The 13411-nt window shown below is 65.6% G+C and carries 12 protein-coding genes; 9 read left to right on the forward strand and 3 right to left on the reverse strand.

Going from position 1 to position 13411, the window contains the following annotated elements; genetic code table 11:
- Positions 1–1254, forward strand: a 1254-nt coding sequence (gene glnE / locus AACR77_RS02810; protein WP_042879636.1) for a bifunctional [glutamate--ammonia ligase]-adenylyl-L-tyrosine phosphorylase/[glutamate--ammonia-ligase] adenylyltransferase, incomplete at its 5' end; no start/stop codon positions are given.
- Positions 1255–1310: 56 nt separating this feature from the next.
- On the opposite strand, the gene AACR77_RS02815 is transcribed toward glnE, so the two are convergent.
- The 3 genes from AACR77_RS02815 to AACR77_RS02825 all read right to left on the reverse strand — a co-directional run bounded on the left by AACR77_RS02815 (position 1311) and on the right by AACR77_RS02825 (position 6691).
- Positions 1311–2045 (reverse strand): SDR family oxidoreductase, encoded by a 735-nt coding sequence (locus tag AACR77_RS02815; protein ID WP_042879638.1) that lies wholly within the window; start codon positions 2043–2045, stop codon positions 1311–1313.
- A gap of 138 nt (positions 2046–2183) precedes the next feature.
- A complete protein-coding gene (locus AACR77_RS02820) occupies positions 2184–4340 on the reverse strand; it encodes an AsmA family protein (RefSeq protein ID WP_042879640.1) in 2157 nt (718 codons plus the stop codon).
- A 203-nt stretch (positions 4341–4543) separates the two neighbouring features.
- A complete protein-coding gene (locus AACR77_RS02825; protein ID WP_042879643.1) occupies positions 4544–6691 on the reverse strand; it encodes a prolyl oligopeptidase family serine peptidase in 2148 nt (715 codons plus the stop codon).
- Positions 6692–6906: 215 nt separating this feature from the next.
- On the opposite strand from AACR77_RS02825, the gene AACR77_RS02830 reads away from it, so the two are divergent.
- The 8 genes from AACR77_RS02830 to AACR77_RS02865 all read left to right on the forward strand — a co-directional run bounded on the left by AACR77_RS02830 (position 6907) and on the right by AACR77_RS02865 (position 13411).
- Complete coding sequence (locus AACR77_RS02830; protein ID WP_042879645.1) at positions 6907–8118, forward strand: threonine synthase; 1212 nt, start codon at positions 6907–6909, stop codon at positions 8116–8118.
- Positions 8115–8780, forward strand: a complete 666-nt coding sequence (locus tag AACR77_RS02835; RefSeq protein WP_042879646.1) for an amino acid ABC transporter permease — start codon at positions 8115–8117, stop codon at positions 8778–8780. Before AACR77_RS02830 ends, AACR77_RS02835 begins: the two co-directional genes overlap by 4 nt.
- A gap of 74 nt (positions 8781–8854) precedes the next feature.
- Positions 8855–9517, forward strand: coding sequence for an amino acid ABC transporter permease (locus AACR77_RS02840; RefSeq protein WP_042879649.1), 663 nt, complete (start codon positions 8855–8857; stop codon positions 9515–9517).
- Positions 9514–10275, forward strand: a complete 762-nt coding sequence (locus AACR77_RS02845) for an amino acid ABC transporter ATP-binding protein (protein WP_042879651.1) — start codon at positions 9514–9516, stop codon at positions 10273–10275. Before AACR77_RS02840 ends, AACR77_RS02845 begins: the two co-directional genes overlap by 4 nt.
- Positions 10272–11108, forward strand: a complete 837-nt coding sequence (locus AACR77_RS02850; protein WP_042879653.1) for a transporter substrate-binding domain-containing protein — start codon at positions 10272–10274, stop codon at positions 11106–11108. The genes AACR77_RS02845 and AACR77_RS02850 overlap by 4 nt, the downstream gene beginning before the upstream one ends.
- Positions 11109–11328: 220 nt before the next feature.
- The gene (locus AACR77_RS02855) at positions 11329–12588 is read left to right on the forward strand and encodes an MgtC/SapB family protein (RefSeq protein WP_042879655.1); all 1260 of its coding nucleotides are present in this window, start codon (positions 11329–11331) and stop codon (positions 12586–12588) included.
- A gap of 89 nt (positions 12589–12677) precedes the next feature.
- The gene (locus AACR77_RS02860; protein WP_041215770.1) at positions 12678–13268 is read left to right on the forward strand and encodes a sugar O-acetyltransferase; all 591 of its coding nucleotides are present in this window, start codon (positions 12678–12680) and stop codon (positions 13266–13268) included.
- Positions 13265–13411, forward strand: coding sequence for a hypothetical protein (locus AACR77_RS02865; RefSeq protein WP_442853373.1), 147 nt, complete (start codon positions 13265–13267; stop codon positions 13409–13411). Before AACR77_RS02860 ends, AACR77_RS02865 begins: the two co-directional genes overlap by 4 nt.

Consider the following 13411-nt stretch of genomic DNA (forward strand, 5'->3'; position numbering starts at 1 on the left):
ACCCTGCTGACCCGCATCTTCACCCGCAGCGCCTATCTGCAACTGCTGGCGGAAAACCCCGCCGCCCTGCGCCAGCTGGTGCGCCTGTGTGACGAGAGCAACCTGGTGAGCGAGCAGCTGGCCCGCTACCCCATCCTGCTGGACGAGCTGCTGGATCCCCAGCACCTCTACCACCCCACCCCGCTGGATCAGTACAAGCCCCAGCTGCGCCAGTTCCTGCTGCGCATCCCCGAGGAGGACGTGGAGCAGCAGATGGAGGCGCTGCGCCAGTTCAAGCAGGTGCAGCTGCTGCGCATCGTCGCCGCCGACATCGCCGGCGCCCTGCCGCTGATGAAGGTGAGCGACCACCTCACCTGGCTGGCGGAGGCGATCACCGAGGAGGTGGTCAATCAGGCGTGGGCCCAGATGAGCGAACGCTACGGGGTGCCGCCCGAGGTGGCGGTGAGCGGCCAGCGCGGCTTTGCGGTGGTGGCCTACGGCAAGCTGGGGGGCATCGAACTCGGCTACGGCTCGGATCTCGATCTGGTGTTCCTGCACGGCGGCGACCCCAACAGTTACACCGATGGCCGCAAGCCCATCGACAGCCGCCAGTTCTACCTGCGCCTGGCCCAGCGGATCCTGCATCTGTTCAGCACCCGCACTCCGTCCGGCATCCTCTACGAGATCGACATGCGGCTGCGCCCCTCCGGCGACTCAGGCCTGCTGGTCTCATCGCTGTCGGCCTATGAGCAGTACCAGCAGCAGGAAGCCTGGACCTGGGAGCATCAGGCCCTGGTGCGAGCCCGTCCCATCTATGGCGATGATGCCGTGGTCGCCGAATTTGCCCGCATCCGCCGCGACGTGCTGGCCAAGGAGCGGGATCTGCCCACCCTGGCCCGCGAAGTGCGGGAGATGCGCCAGAAGATGCGGGATCACCTGCTCAAGGCGGGAGAGGGAGAGTTCGATCTCAAGCAGTCCCCCGGCGGCATGGTGGACATCGAGTTCATCGCCCAGTACCTGGTGCTGGCCCACGCCTGCGGTGAGCCGGACGCCCTCACCCGCTGGTCAGACAATGTGCGCATCTTCGATGAGTGCGTGATGGCGGGGGTACTCACACTGGAGCAGGCAGAGGGGCTCAAGCAGGCCTATCTGGAGATCCGCAACCTCGGCCATCGCCTCAATCTCTCGGAGATCTCCCGCAAGGTGGGGGACGATCAGTTGCCGCGAGAGCGGGGCCATGTGCTGGCGGTCTGGCAACAGCTGCTGGGAGAATAAGCAGAAGGGGCGCCATGGCGCCCCTTCTCGTTGACGAAAGGCTTGTTGAAGATGACCTAGCGTCCGCCCGCCACATCGATAAAGGTGCCGGTGGCATAGGAGGCCTCGTCCGACAGCAGCCAGGCGATGGCGGTGGCCACTTCGGCCGGCTGACCGCCCCGTTGCAGGGGAATATTGCCCTTGATCCTGTCCACCCGGCCGGGCTCGCCGCCGTCGGCATGCATGTCGGTGTAGATGAAACCAGGACGCACCCCGTTGACCCGGATCCCCTGAGCCGCCAGCTCCAGCGACAAGCCTCTGGTCAGCACGTCGACGGCCCCCTTGGCGGCGGCATAATCCACGTATTCCCCGGGGGAGCCCAGGCGCGCGGCGGCGGAAGAGACGTTGACGATGGCGCCCCCCGCCGTCATGCGGCGCACCGCCTCGCGGCAGCAGAGAAAGCAGCTGGTGACATTGGTGGTCAGGGTCTGGTTGATGCGCTCGGCGCTCATCTCCAGCACCCGCATCTGGGGCTGCAACCTGCCGGCGTTGTTCACCAGGTGGGTAACGGGGCCGAGCCTCGCGTCCATCTCCTCGAACAGGCGCACCACCTCGGCCTCCACGCTGACATCGGCCTGCACCGCGATGCACTCGACCGGATATCCCGCCCGGATCTCGGCCACCACCGCCTCGGCGGACGCCCTGTCCTGACGATAATTGAGACAGAGATGGTAACCCTGCGCCGCCAGATAGCGGGCTGTCGCGGCCCCGATACCTCTGCCGCCGCCGGTGATCAGCACCCGTTTGTTCATGAACCCTCCTGTTCCCGGTTTCGATGACTGTTTCGCATAGTACCCCAGGTTGCCGACCACACCTCGTCCCGTGACGCCCGGCACCACAACAAAGAGCCCGCACGGGGCGGGCTCTTGATGGCAACAACGGGAGGCTGGCTATTTGAACAAGCCCTTGAGCAGCTGGTCGGCCACCCCCTTCACCCCTTCGTTGTCGGCCTTGTCACCCAGCAGCTTCTTGAGACCCCGCTCGGCCTCCTTGCGGGCCTTCTCCTCCAGCACCTTGTTGTTGCTGAGCAAGGCCTTCACGTCAAGCTTGTAGCTCGGCGCCTGCCAGTGGCCGCCGATGCGCACCGGTATGGTGATGTCCTTGAGCTCGTCCACCGTCTTGCCCCCCTGCCCCTTGCTGCTCTCCACCACGGAGGTGAGGAACAGGAAGTCGAGGGTCTCCGGCACCAGAGCAGTCTGGCCCTGCCCCTTCACTCGCAGGGCGGGGGCAAAGAGCTGGATGTCGTCGCTCCTGGCAATCCCGTTGGCAATCTGGAAGCTGGCGGTGAGGGCGCTGAAATCGGTCTTGCGCACCTCCTTCACCTGATCCGCCCCCTTGCCGGTCAGGGTGGCCCGCGCCTCGCGGATCATCTCCGCCAAGTTGATGCCGTGCAGGGCGCCATCGCTCAACTTGAGCTTCACCTGGCCCTGCATCCGGCTGCGCAGCGCCTGCTCGGAGAGTCCTGAGCCCTGCACCTCGACCTCCAGGTCCCCCTTGCCTTCCAGCAGGTCGGTCTGGGCCAGGGTCTGCAGCAGGGGCCGCACATCGACTCCCTGCACCCGCTTGTGCACCTGATAGCGGGCGGGTTGCTGACGGGCATCGAGCAGACCGCTCGCCGTCACCTGGCCGCCGGCCACCCCGGCACTGAACTGCTTGAGGGTGAGCTGACCACCCGCCAGCGCCAGTTGCAGATCCACGGCGCTGAGATCCAGCCCCTTGAGGCGCAGGCTGCCCAGTTGCAGGCGGCCAGCCAGGTCCACCGACTTGAGGGCGGTCAGATCAGGCTCTACCGTGGAGAGCGCCCTGTTGGCGGGCGCCGCAGCCTGCTCCTTTGCTCCGGCCGGTGCAGCCGCCCCCGAGGTGGCGGCCACAGGTGCAGCCTTGGCCGGTTGACCGAGCCAGCCGTCGAGATCCAGCTTCTCCCCCTTGAGGTCAAAGTCCACTTTGGGCACGGCCCCCAGACGAACGGCGCCGCTGCCGCTCAGCAGGGCATCGTCCGCTCCCAGCACCAGGTTGCTGAGGGTGACGGCCTGCTTGTCGAGCTCCGCGCGGGCAAAGCCAGCGAGCTTGAGCTGCATCTGCGGGCGCGGCAGGGCATCGCCGCTCAGCTTGGCGGCCAGCACGGCATCCGATATCTCCAGCAGTTGCCGGTTTTCATCGAGCCGCGCCTTGAGGGTCCCCTCCAGCGTACCGGCCAGGGTCGGCTTGTCCGCCGCCCCCTGTGCCCCGCTGAGGCTAAGGCTCAGACTGCTCCACTCCCCCAATGCCAGCCGATCGACCTTGAGGGTGAAGGCATCCAGCCGCTGGGCCGGCTGGTTCAGGCTGCCGCTGAGATTGAGATCCTTGAGCTCGCTCTTCATGGCCTCCCGGGCCAGCTTGAGCTGGGCCGACCCCTTGAGATCAAACGCCAGATCCCCCTGTGCCCCCTTGGCCGCCAGGGTCACCGGTACCCACTCCCCCGGGGTCAACTGCCCCAGATCGAGATCCAGCCTGTCGAGCCGGGAGACGGTACCGTTGCGATCGTCCCGCACCAGGGCGCTGGCATCCACCAGCGCGATGCCTTGCAGGCTGATCTGCCAGGGCTGCTTGTCACTGGCGGCTGGGGGCGTCGTTGCGGCAGGCTCGGAGGCCGCCTCCTCCTTGGGGTCGGCGGAGGCCTGGAGTAGATCCCTCAGGTTGGAGCTGCCGTCAGCCCTGGTCTGGATAAACAGATGAGCGCCGCTCAGGGTCACCTTGCCGATCTCAAGCTTGTGGGAGAGCAGCGGCAGCAAGCCTACCGAGGCCTCACCCCGCTCGAATCGCACCAGGTCGGGCTCGGCAAAGCCGGCGGGGTTGCGTAGCGCCACCTGCTCGAGGGAGAGGCCGAGGCTCGGCCAGAAACGCCAGCCGATATCCCCTTGTATCACCAGCTCGCGGCCGGTGCTCTTGCGCACCTGTTCCACCAGCTGGGGCTTGAACTGGTTGGGATCGATGAGGGACACCAGGGCGGCGATGGCCACCACGGCCGCCAGCGCCAACCCCAGCAGGATGTAGATGATCTTCTTCACGATGGACTCCTTGAATGCGGATCTTGTGGCTGACTATACCACCGGGGGGATGACAGATGGGGCCCGTCTGCCAAAACGGGCCAGCGGCGAGACAGGGATGGTCGCAGCTAGTGCTGCCAGCGCAGCTCTTCCAACACGCGGCAATGAAAAGGGCCCCGCAGGGCCCTGATGATAGTGGATAGCTGGCGCCCGTCTCGCCCGGATCAAGGCTGACGCGGCAACTGCTGATAGCCCATCTCGTACAGGGTGAAGGCATAGATGTCCGCACTCTGCTCGATAAGCTTGGCCACCGGCGTGCCCGCCCCGTGCCCGGCATTGGTCTCGATGCGGATGAGCTGGGGATGGGGGCCGGCATTGTCGGCTTGCAGGGTGGCGGCAAACTTGAAGGAGTGGGCTGGCACCACCCGATCGTCGTGATCCGCCGTGGTCACCAGGGTCGAGGGGTAGCTGACCCCGGCCCGGACGTTGTGCAGGGGCGAGTAGCACTTCAGGTAGTCGAACATCGCCTCGCTGTCGGCGCTGGTGCCGTAGTCATAAGCCCAGCCCGCCCCGGCGGTGAAGGTGTGGTAGCGCAACATGTCGAGCACCCCCACCGCCGGCAGGGCGACCCGCATCAGATCCGGCCGCTGGGTCATGACCGCCCCCACCAGCAGACCGCCGTTCGAGCCACCTCGGATCGCCAGCCGATCGGTGCGGGTGTAGCCCTCGGCCTTGAGGTACTCGGCCGCCGCGATGAAATCGTCGAACACGTTCTGCTTGTTCTGCTGGGTGCCCGCCAGGTGCCAGGCCTGGCCGTACTCGCCGCCCCCGCGCAGGTTGGCCACCGCATAGACGCCCCCCAGATCCAGCCAGTTGGCCACCGACACGCTGAAGCTCGGGGTCAGGCTCACGTCGAAACCGCCGTAGCCGTAGAGGATGGTCGGATTGCTGCCATCAAGCTTGAGGCCCTTGCGGTAGCTGATGATGAGCGGCACCCGGGTGCCGTCCTTGCTCTGGTAGAAGCGCTGCTCGGAGACGTAATCCGCTGGCTTGAACGGCGCCGCCGAGGCGCGATAGAGGCTGATGGCGCCGCTCTTGGGCTCGAACCGGTAGAGGGTCGGCGGCTGGGCATAGTGCTCGAAGCCGAAGTAGAGGGCGGGATCGTCGTGCTTGCCGTTGAAGCCGCTGACGCTGCCAAGGCCGGGCAGCGCCACCTCGCGCACTCGCTTGCCTTCGTAGTCGAACTGCTCGACCCGGGCGGTGGCATCCACCATGTACTCGGCGAACAGATAGCCGCTGCCGCTGTGTACCGTCAACACCTGCTGACGCTCGGGGATGAGATCCCGCCAGTGGGCCGGGCCCGGGTTGGCGGCATCCACCGTCACCAGCCGGCCGTTGGGGGCGTCCCGGTTGGTCAGCAGGTAAAGGGTGCCGCCCTTGTTGTCCACCAGGCTCACGTCCGCATCCAGATCCCCCTGCACCGTCAGCAGCGGCGCGTTCTCCTGGCTCAGATCCTTCACATAGAGGCGGTTGCCTGAGGTGGAGTTCGCCGCCGAGATAAGCAGGAAGCGGTCATCTTCGGTGACGGTCGCCCCCACGTAACGGTGGTGCTGGGCCGGGATGGCACCAAACACCAGTCGGTCATCCTCCTGCGCCGTACCGAGCCGGTGGAAATAGACCTTGTGCTGATCGGTCCTGGCCGACAGCTCGCTGCCGTCGGGCTTGTCGTAGCTCGAGTAGAAGAAGCCCTCGTTGCCGAGCCAGCTGATGCCGCTGAACTTCACGTCCTTGAGGGGCGCCTCCAGCGGCTGCTTGCTCTCTACGTCCATCAGGTGGATCTCGCGCCAGTCGCTGCCGGCCAGCGACAAGGAGTAGGCCAGGATGCGGCCATCACGGGAGAAGCTCAGCTGATCCAGCGCCGTGGTGCCGTCGGGGCTGAGGGTATTGGGATCGAGGAACACCTCGGCCGGCTTGCCCTCCTGCTGGCGCCACAGCACGTTCTGGTTCTGCAGGCCGTCGTTCTTGAAGAAGTAGTGGTAGCGCCCCTCGCGAAACGGCGCCCCCTCCTTGGCATAGTTCCAGGAGGCGGCCAGCTTCTCCTTGATGGCGGCGCGATACGGGATCTGCGCCAGGTAACCCTGAGTCACCCGGTTCTGGGCCTTGACCCAGGCCTCCGTCTCGGGGCTGCGATCATCCTCCAGCCAGCGATAGGGGTCGGCCACGGCCTGGCCGAAATAGTGATCCACCTGCTCACCCTGGCGGGTGACGGGGTAGTGAAGGCGCGTATTCCCTGACATGGCATCCTCTCTGGTTGGCTGGCCGCTGCACGCACAGATCAGTGACAGGGCCAGCAGGCTGACAATGGCTCGCATCGAGGCGGCTCCCTGCGGTTTGAGTGAGCGGGCAGGTTAACAAAGCGCGCCGGATGGCCCAACCCCCCGACCGGTGGCAGAGGGTGGTCCGCCGACACGGGGGAGCCATATGAATTTTTTCGCTTAAGTTTGCCGCTTTATTTTGTTTGTTATCCGGCCCTTGGGTCACAGGATGGAATAAGACACCAGCCAACGTGAGCCATTCAGGATAAAGCATGCCGTACAGCTACCTATCACATCTGCGTTGCAGCAAGACCGGCGAGATAGTGGATGCCGATCAGCCCCAGCAGCTGAGCCCGGTCGGTGCCCCCTTGCTGGCCAGTTACGACCTCGAGGCCCTGAAACAGGCCTGGCACCCGGCCGCGCTGCTGGGGCGCCCCGCCAGCCTGTGGCGCTACCACGAGCTGCTGCCGGTGCGCGACCCCGCCCAGGTGATCACCCTGGGGGAAGGCTTCACTCCCCTGCTGCCCCTGCCCGCTTTCGGCAAACAGATCGGCATTCCGGATCTCTGGATGAAGGATGAGAGCATCATCCCCACCGGTTCTTTCAAGGCCCGCGGCGCCGCGGTCGGCGTCTCCCGCGCCCGGGAGCTCGGCATCACCCACTTCGCCATGCCCACCAACGGCAACGCCGGGGCGGCCTGGGCGCTTTACGGCGCCCGCGCCGGCTTGCGCAGCACCATAGTCATGCCCCAGGCGGCACCCGCCATCACAAGACTGGAGACCTCGCTGGCCGGTGCCCGCCTCTATCTGGTGGATGGCCTCATCAGCGACGCCGGTCGCCAGGTGGCCGAGGCGGTGGCCGAGCAGGGGCTGTTCGATGCCTCCACCCTCAAGGAGCCCTATCGCATCGAGGGCAAGAAGACCATGGGGCTGGAGATCGCCGAGCAGCTCGGCTGGACCCTGCCGGACGTCATCCTCTACCCCACCGGTGGCGGAGTCGGTCTCATCGGCATCTACAAGGCGCTGCGGGAGTTGCAGGAGCTGGGCTGGGTCAAAGGCCCGCTGCCGCGACTGGTGGCGGTGCAGGCGAGCGGCTGCGCCCCCATCGTCCAGGCGTGGCAGCAGGGGGAGCGCGAATCGCGCTTCTGGCCCGACTCCCAGACCCTGGCGTTCGGCATCAACGTGCCCAAGGCGCTGGGGGACTTTCTGGTGCTGGACGCCCTCTATCGCACCGAGGGGTGCGCCGTCGCGGTGGACGATAGCGCCATCCAGCGCGAACTGCGTCAGCTCGCCGCGCGCGAAGGCAGCTTCGTCTGCCCGGAAGGGGCGGCCGCCTTCGCCGCCGCCCGCCAGCTGCGGGAAGCGGGCTGGATACGGGGGGGCGAGCGGGTGGTGGTGCTCAACACCGGCGCCGGCATCAAGTACCCTGACGCCATCACGGTCGTGCCCCAGCGGCTGCGCCGCGACGGGAGGATCCCGGCATGAGCTTCGACTGGTCCTTTGTTCTCACCACCCTGCCGGCGTTCGGCCAATCGGTCTGGGTCACCTTGCAGCTCGGCATCCTAGTGATCCTCACCTCGCTAGTCGTGGCGCTGCTCAATGTGACGCTGCAAAGCCTGCACAAGCCCTGGCTGAACGGGGTGATCCGCGCCTATGTGGAGCTGGCCCGCAACACGCCGCTCTTGATCCAGCTGTTCTTTCTCTACTTCGGGCTGCCGGCGCTCGGCATCTCGCTCTCCGGCTTTGCCACGGCGGTGATCGCCATGACCTTCCTCGGCGGCGGTTACCTCACCGAGGCGCTGCGTGCAGGCGTTCAGGCAATCCCCCCCAGCCAGCTGGAAGCGGGCCGGGCCATCGGCCTCTCCCGCTGGCAGCTGCTGCGCCACGTCCAGCTGCCCCAGGCCGGGCTCGCCAGCCTGCCGGCGCTGTTTGCCAACTTCATCTTTCTGCTCAAAGAGACCACGGTGGCCTCAGCAGTGGCGGTGCCCGAGCTGCTCTACACCACCAGGAACTACATCGCCCTCTACTACAAGACCTACGAGATGCTGGCGGTGCTGACCTTGATGTGCGTGCTGATCTTTCTGCCGCTCTCCCTTGCCCTGCGCGTCGTTGAAAGGAGGCTGCAACATGGTCAGTTCGGTCATTGAACAACTGATGCAGACACCTATTGTCCAGCTGCTGCCGTCATTCGCCACCCATGCACAAAGAAGGAGGGATCACTATGGCCAGTCCAGTCACTGAACAGCTGACGCAGGCGCTGCCGCTGCTGGCGGTGGGCGCGGGTCAGACCCTCGCCATCTCCCTGCTCGCCATCCTGTTCGCCACCCTGGGCGGGGTCGGTTATGGCGTGCTGGCCCAGCAAGGGGGAAGGCTGACTCGGGGAGCACTGCGGGTCTATCTGGAGCTGTTTCGGGTGGTCCCCGTGCTGGTCTGGCTCTACCTCTTCTTCTTCGGGCTGCCGATCTTCTTTGGCGTAGACATCCCGGCCTTCTGGTGCGCCGTGCTGGTGCTGGCCCTGTGGGGCGCCAGCGAGGTGGGTGAAGTGGTGCGCGGCGGTCTCAAGTCCCTCGCCCGCGGCCAGCAGGAGGCTGGCCTGGCGCTCGGGCTCTCCCGCTGGCAGCTCTATCGCCACGTGCTGCTGCCCCAGGCGCTGCAACGGCTGACGCCGCCCACCATCAACATCTACACCCGCATCATCAAGACCAGCTCGCTGGCGGTGCTGATCGGGGTGGTGGAGGTGATCAAGGTGGGCCAGCAGATCATCGAGCGCACCTATGGCTCGCTGCTCATCTACAGTCTGCTGTTCCTGTTTTTCTTTCTGGTCTGCTATCCGCTCTCGCTCGCCTCGCGCCGGCTGGAGCAACAATGGGGTAATGCGGTATGACACCTCTGCTTGAGCTCAATGCTGTCAGCAAACAATTCGGCCAACACCGGGTACTGGACGAGGTCAGCCTCACGGTGAACGCCGGGGAAGTGATCGTCATCCTGGGGCCGAGCGGCTGCGGCAAGAGCACCTTGCTGCGCACCCTCAACGGGCTCGAACCCATTCAGGGGGGCGACATTCGCTTCGACGGAGAGAGGCTGGATGCCAACACCGACTGGCAGCGGCTTCGCCAGCGCATCGGCATGGTGTTCCAGAGCTATCACCTCTTCCCCAACCTGACGGTGCTGGAGAACGTGCTGCTCGGCCCTGTGCAGGTGCAGAAGCGGGAGCGAGCCGAGGCCCTGCTGCAGGCGGAACAGCTGCTGACCCGCATCGGCCTGTGGGAGCGGCGCCATGACTATCCGCGCCAGCTCTCCGGCGGCCAGCAGCAGCGCATCGCCATCGTGCGGGCCCTGTGCATGAACCCCCAGGTGATGCTGTTTGACGAGGTGACCGCAGCGCTGGATCCCGAGATGGTGCAGGAGGTGCTGGAGGTGATCCGGGATCTCGCCGGCAGCGGCATGACCCTGCTTATCGTCACCCACGAGCTGGCCTTCGCCCAGGCGGTGGCGGATCGCATCGTCTTCATGGACGGCGGCCACATCCTGGAGCAGGCCGCCCCCCATCAATTTTTCGACAATCCCAGGAGCCAGCGTGCCCGCCAGTTCCTCGCCAAGTTTTCTTATACAACTGTCAGCAAACGAAAGGAGTCAGCATGAAGATAATTACCTCGGTCCTGTTTAGCGCCCTCATCGGCCTGGGCCTCGCCAGCGGCGCCGCCCAGGCAGAAGACGGTTCCCTCGCCAAGATCAAGGCGCGGGACAAGCTCATCGTCGGCGTCTTCACCGACAAGCCGCCGTTTGGCTATGTGGACGAGAAGGGCAACTACGTCGGCTTTGACACCGATCTCGGCCGCCGCTTCGCCAAGGATCTGCTGGGGGACGAAAACAAGATCGAGTTCGTGGCGGTGGAGCCCGCCAGCCGCATCCCCTTCCTGCAGAGCGACAAGGTGGATCTCATCCTCGCCAACATGACTGTGACCCCGGAGCGGCGGCAGGTGGTGGACTTCACCAACCCGAACCTCAAGGTCGCGGTGCAGGTGCTGGTGCCGGAAGGCAGCGACGCCAAGAAGCTCGACGATCTGGCCGGCAAGCGGCTTATCGTCACTACCGGCACCACGGCCGACATCTGGCTGACCCGCAACCACCCGGACTGGAAGGTGCTCAAGTTCGAGAAGAACACCGAATCCCTGCAGGCCCTGGCCCAGGGCCGTGGCGACGCCTACGCCCAGGACAACCAGGTGCTGTTCAGCTGGGCCAAGGAGAACCCGGGCTATCGGGTGCTGCCAGAGAAGCTGGGCTCGGAAGACCCCATCGCGCCGGCGGTGAAGAAGGGCAATATCGAGCTGCGTGACTGGGTCAACGACCGTCTCGCCAAGCTGGGGGAAGAGAAGTACCTGCTCAAACTCTACGACCAGTATGTGCGCGACAAGCTTAGCGCCGATACCGATCCCAACGACGTGATAGTGGAAGGAGGCAAGTGGCAGGGTTGAGCCCTGCCCCCACAGCAGTGCTGAGTGTGAAGTGTGTGATCTTTGGTTCCGTTGGTCTGCAAACCGCAAGGTTTGACCTTTCCAGGCGCCCCCTCCAGGTGGCGCCTTTTTTTTGTTTGCAAGACCCCGGCAGGCGGGACACCCGCTCTGTGAGCCAGCTCCCCCTGCCCCGGGATGCCCTGTGCCATCCTCACTGAAACGGCAGCGGGAGGAGAAACCCATGTGGATAGAGGCCGAGCCCGTCTACGGCGCCCTGGTGTCCCTGGCCATCGGGCTCATCATCGGGCTGGAGCGGGGCTGGCAGGTGCGCCAGCTCGGAGACAACCAGCGCATCGCCGGGATGCGCACCTATGGCCTCATCGGTCTGCTCGGCGGGGTCTGCGCCCTGCTGCTGCCCACCCTGGGCGCCTGGCTGGCCCTGCTCGGTCTGCTGACCGTGGTGACGGGGTGCGGCCTCTCGGTCTGGCTGGCCCAGCGCTGGCAGGGGGAGTTCGGCCTCACCAGCTCGGTAGCCATGGTGCTCACCTATCTGCTGGGGCTGATGTCGGTGCTGCAGAGCCCGAGCGAGGCGGTGGCCTGCGCCGTGCTGGCGGCCCTCCTGATGGGGCTCAAGGGCAAGATCCAGCAGGGGATGCTGTTCTTGAGCGAAATGGAGTTTCACGCCACCCTGCGTTTTCTGCTCATCTCCCTGGTGCTGCTGCCGGTGCTCCCCGATACCGAGATGGGTCCCCTCAATGCCTTCAATCCCTTCAAGATCTGGCTCATGGTGGTGGTGATCGCTGGCATCTCGTTCTGTGGTCACTTTGCGGTGCGCCTGCTCGGCACCCGCTCCGGGCTGGTGCTCACCAGCATGCTGGCGGGGCTCGCCTCCTCCACCGCCCTCACCCTGCAATTTGCCCGCCTCAACAAGGAGCAGGGAGGGCTGGAGCGGCTGCTGGCCACCGGCATTCTGCTGGCGGGAGCCACCATGTGGCTCAGGCTGCTGGCACTGGTGCTGATCATCCACGGAGAGCTGGCGCTGCGTCTGGCCGCCCCCCTGCTGCTGCTGGCAGCCATCGTCTACGGCTTTGCCTTCTGGTTCTGGCGCCAGCGGGAAGAGATGCCGGACGGCCCGGTACAGCCCGAAACCCGCAACCCGCTGGATCTCGCCACCGCCATCAAGTTCGGTCTGCTGCTCGCCCTCATCGGCTTCATGGCCACTCTGCTGCAAAGCAAGGTGGGCAACTCCGGGGTCTATCTGCTGTCGCTGGTCTCCGGCATCACGGACGTGGACGCCATCACCCTCTCCCTCTCCCAGCTCGCCCAGAAGGAGCTGGCCCTGGAGGTGGCGGCCAGGGGCATACTGCTCGCCGGGCTGGTCAACTCCCTGGTGAAAGGGGTGCTGGCACTGGTGATTGGCGGACGCAGCCTGGGGCGGCGGGTCTTGCTCCCCTACCTCGTCTCCATCCTGCTCATCCTGCCCCTTGTCCTGATGACATGATGACGGGGATCACCTGACGGGCCCGGCACTCTGACACCCCCTCCCCTTGTCGCGTATACTGCCCCCTCTTGCAGCAGGAGGAGATAACCATGGCAAGCGACTGGGACAAGGTATTGGCGGGGGGCGCCCTGGACAGCCAGAGCGAGGAGATAGCGAACGACCGCATTCGCGGCCAGGCGCTGCTGAGCCGGCTCAACGCCTCACCGGCGGGGGATCACGTCCTGCGCCAGCAGATCTGCCGCGACCTCTTCGCCCACTGTCCCGACTCCTGCTGGATCAGCACCCCCTTCACCTGCGAATTCGGCCGCAACATCCACATCGGCGAGAAGACCTTCTTCAACTTCAACGTCACCATACTCGACGTGGGCGAGGTGCACATCGGCAACCATGTGTTGCTGGCCCCCAACGTGCAGATCTACACCGCCACCCACACCATGGACTATCTGGAGCGACGCAACTGGACCGCCTACAACAAGCCGGTGCGGATCGGCGATGACTGCTGGATTGGCGGCGGGGCCATCATCTGCCCAGGCGTCACCATAGGGCCCCGCTCCATCATAGGGGCTGGCGCCGTGGTCACCCGGGACATCCCGGCGGACTCCCTGGCGGTGGGCAATCCGGCCCGGGTGATCCGCACGCTACAACCGGGCGAAACCCGGGATCAGGCGTGCCTGTCATGATGGCCCTTGCCCTGCTGCCTTTGGGTTGGGCAGGCTGGCTCGGCGCGCACGATGCCAACTGGTGGCCGCTGGCCCTGATCCTGCTGATGAGCCTGCTGACCCTGGTCGTCTACGCCTGGGACAAACGCCAGGCCATACTGTGA

This window comes from Aeromonas sp. ZOR0002 (genome assembly GCF_963866995.1).
Lineage (GTDB): Bacteria > Pseudomonadota > Gammaproteobacteria > Enterobacterales > Aeromonadaceae > Aeromonas > Aeromonas caviae.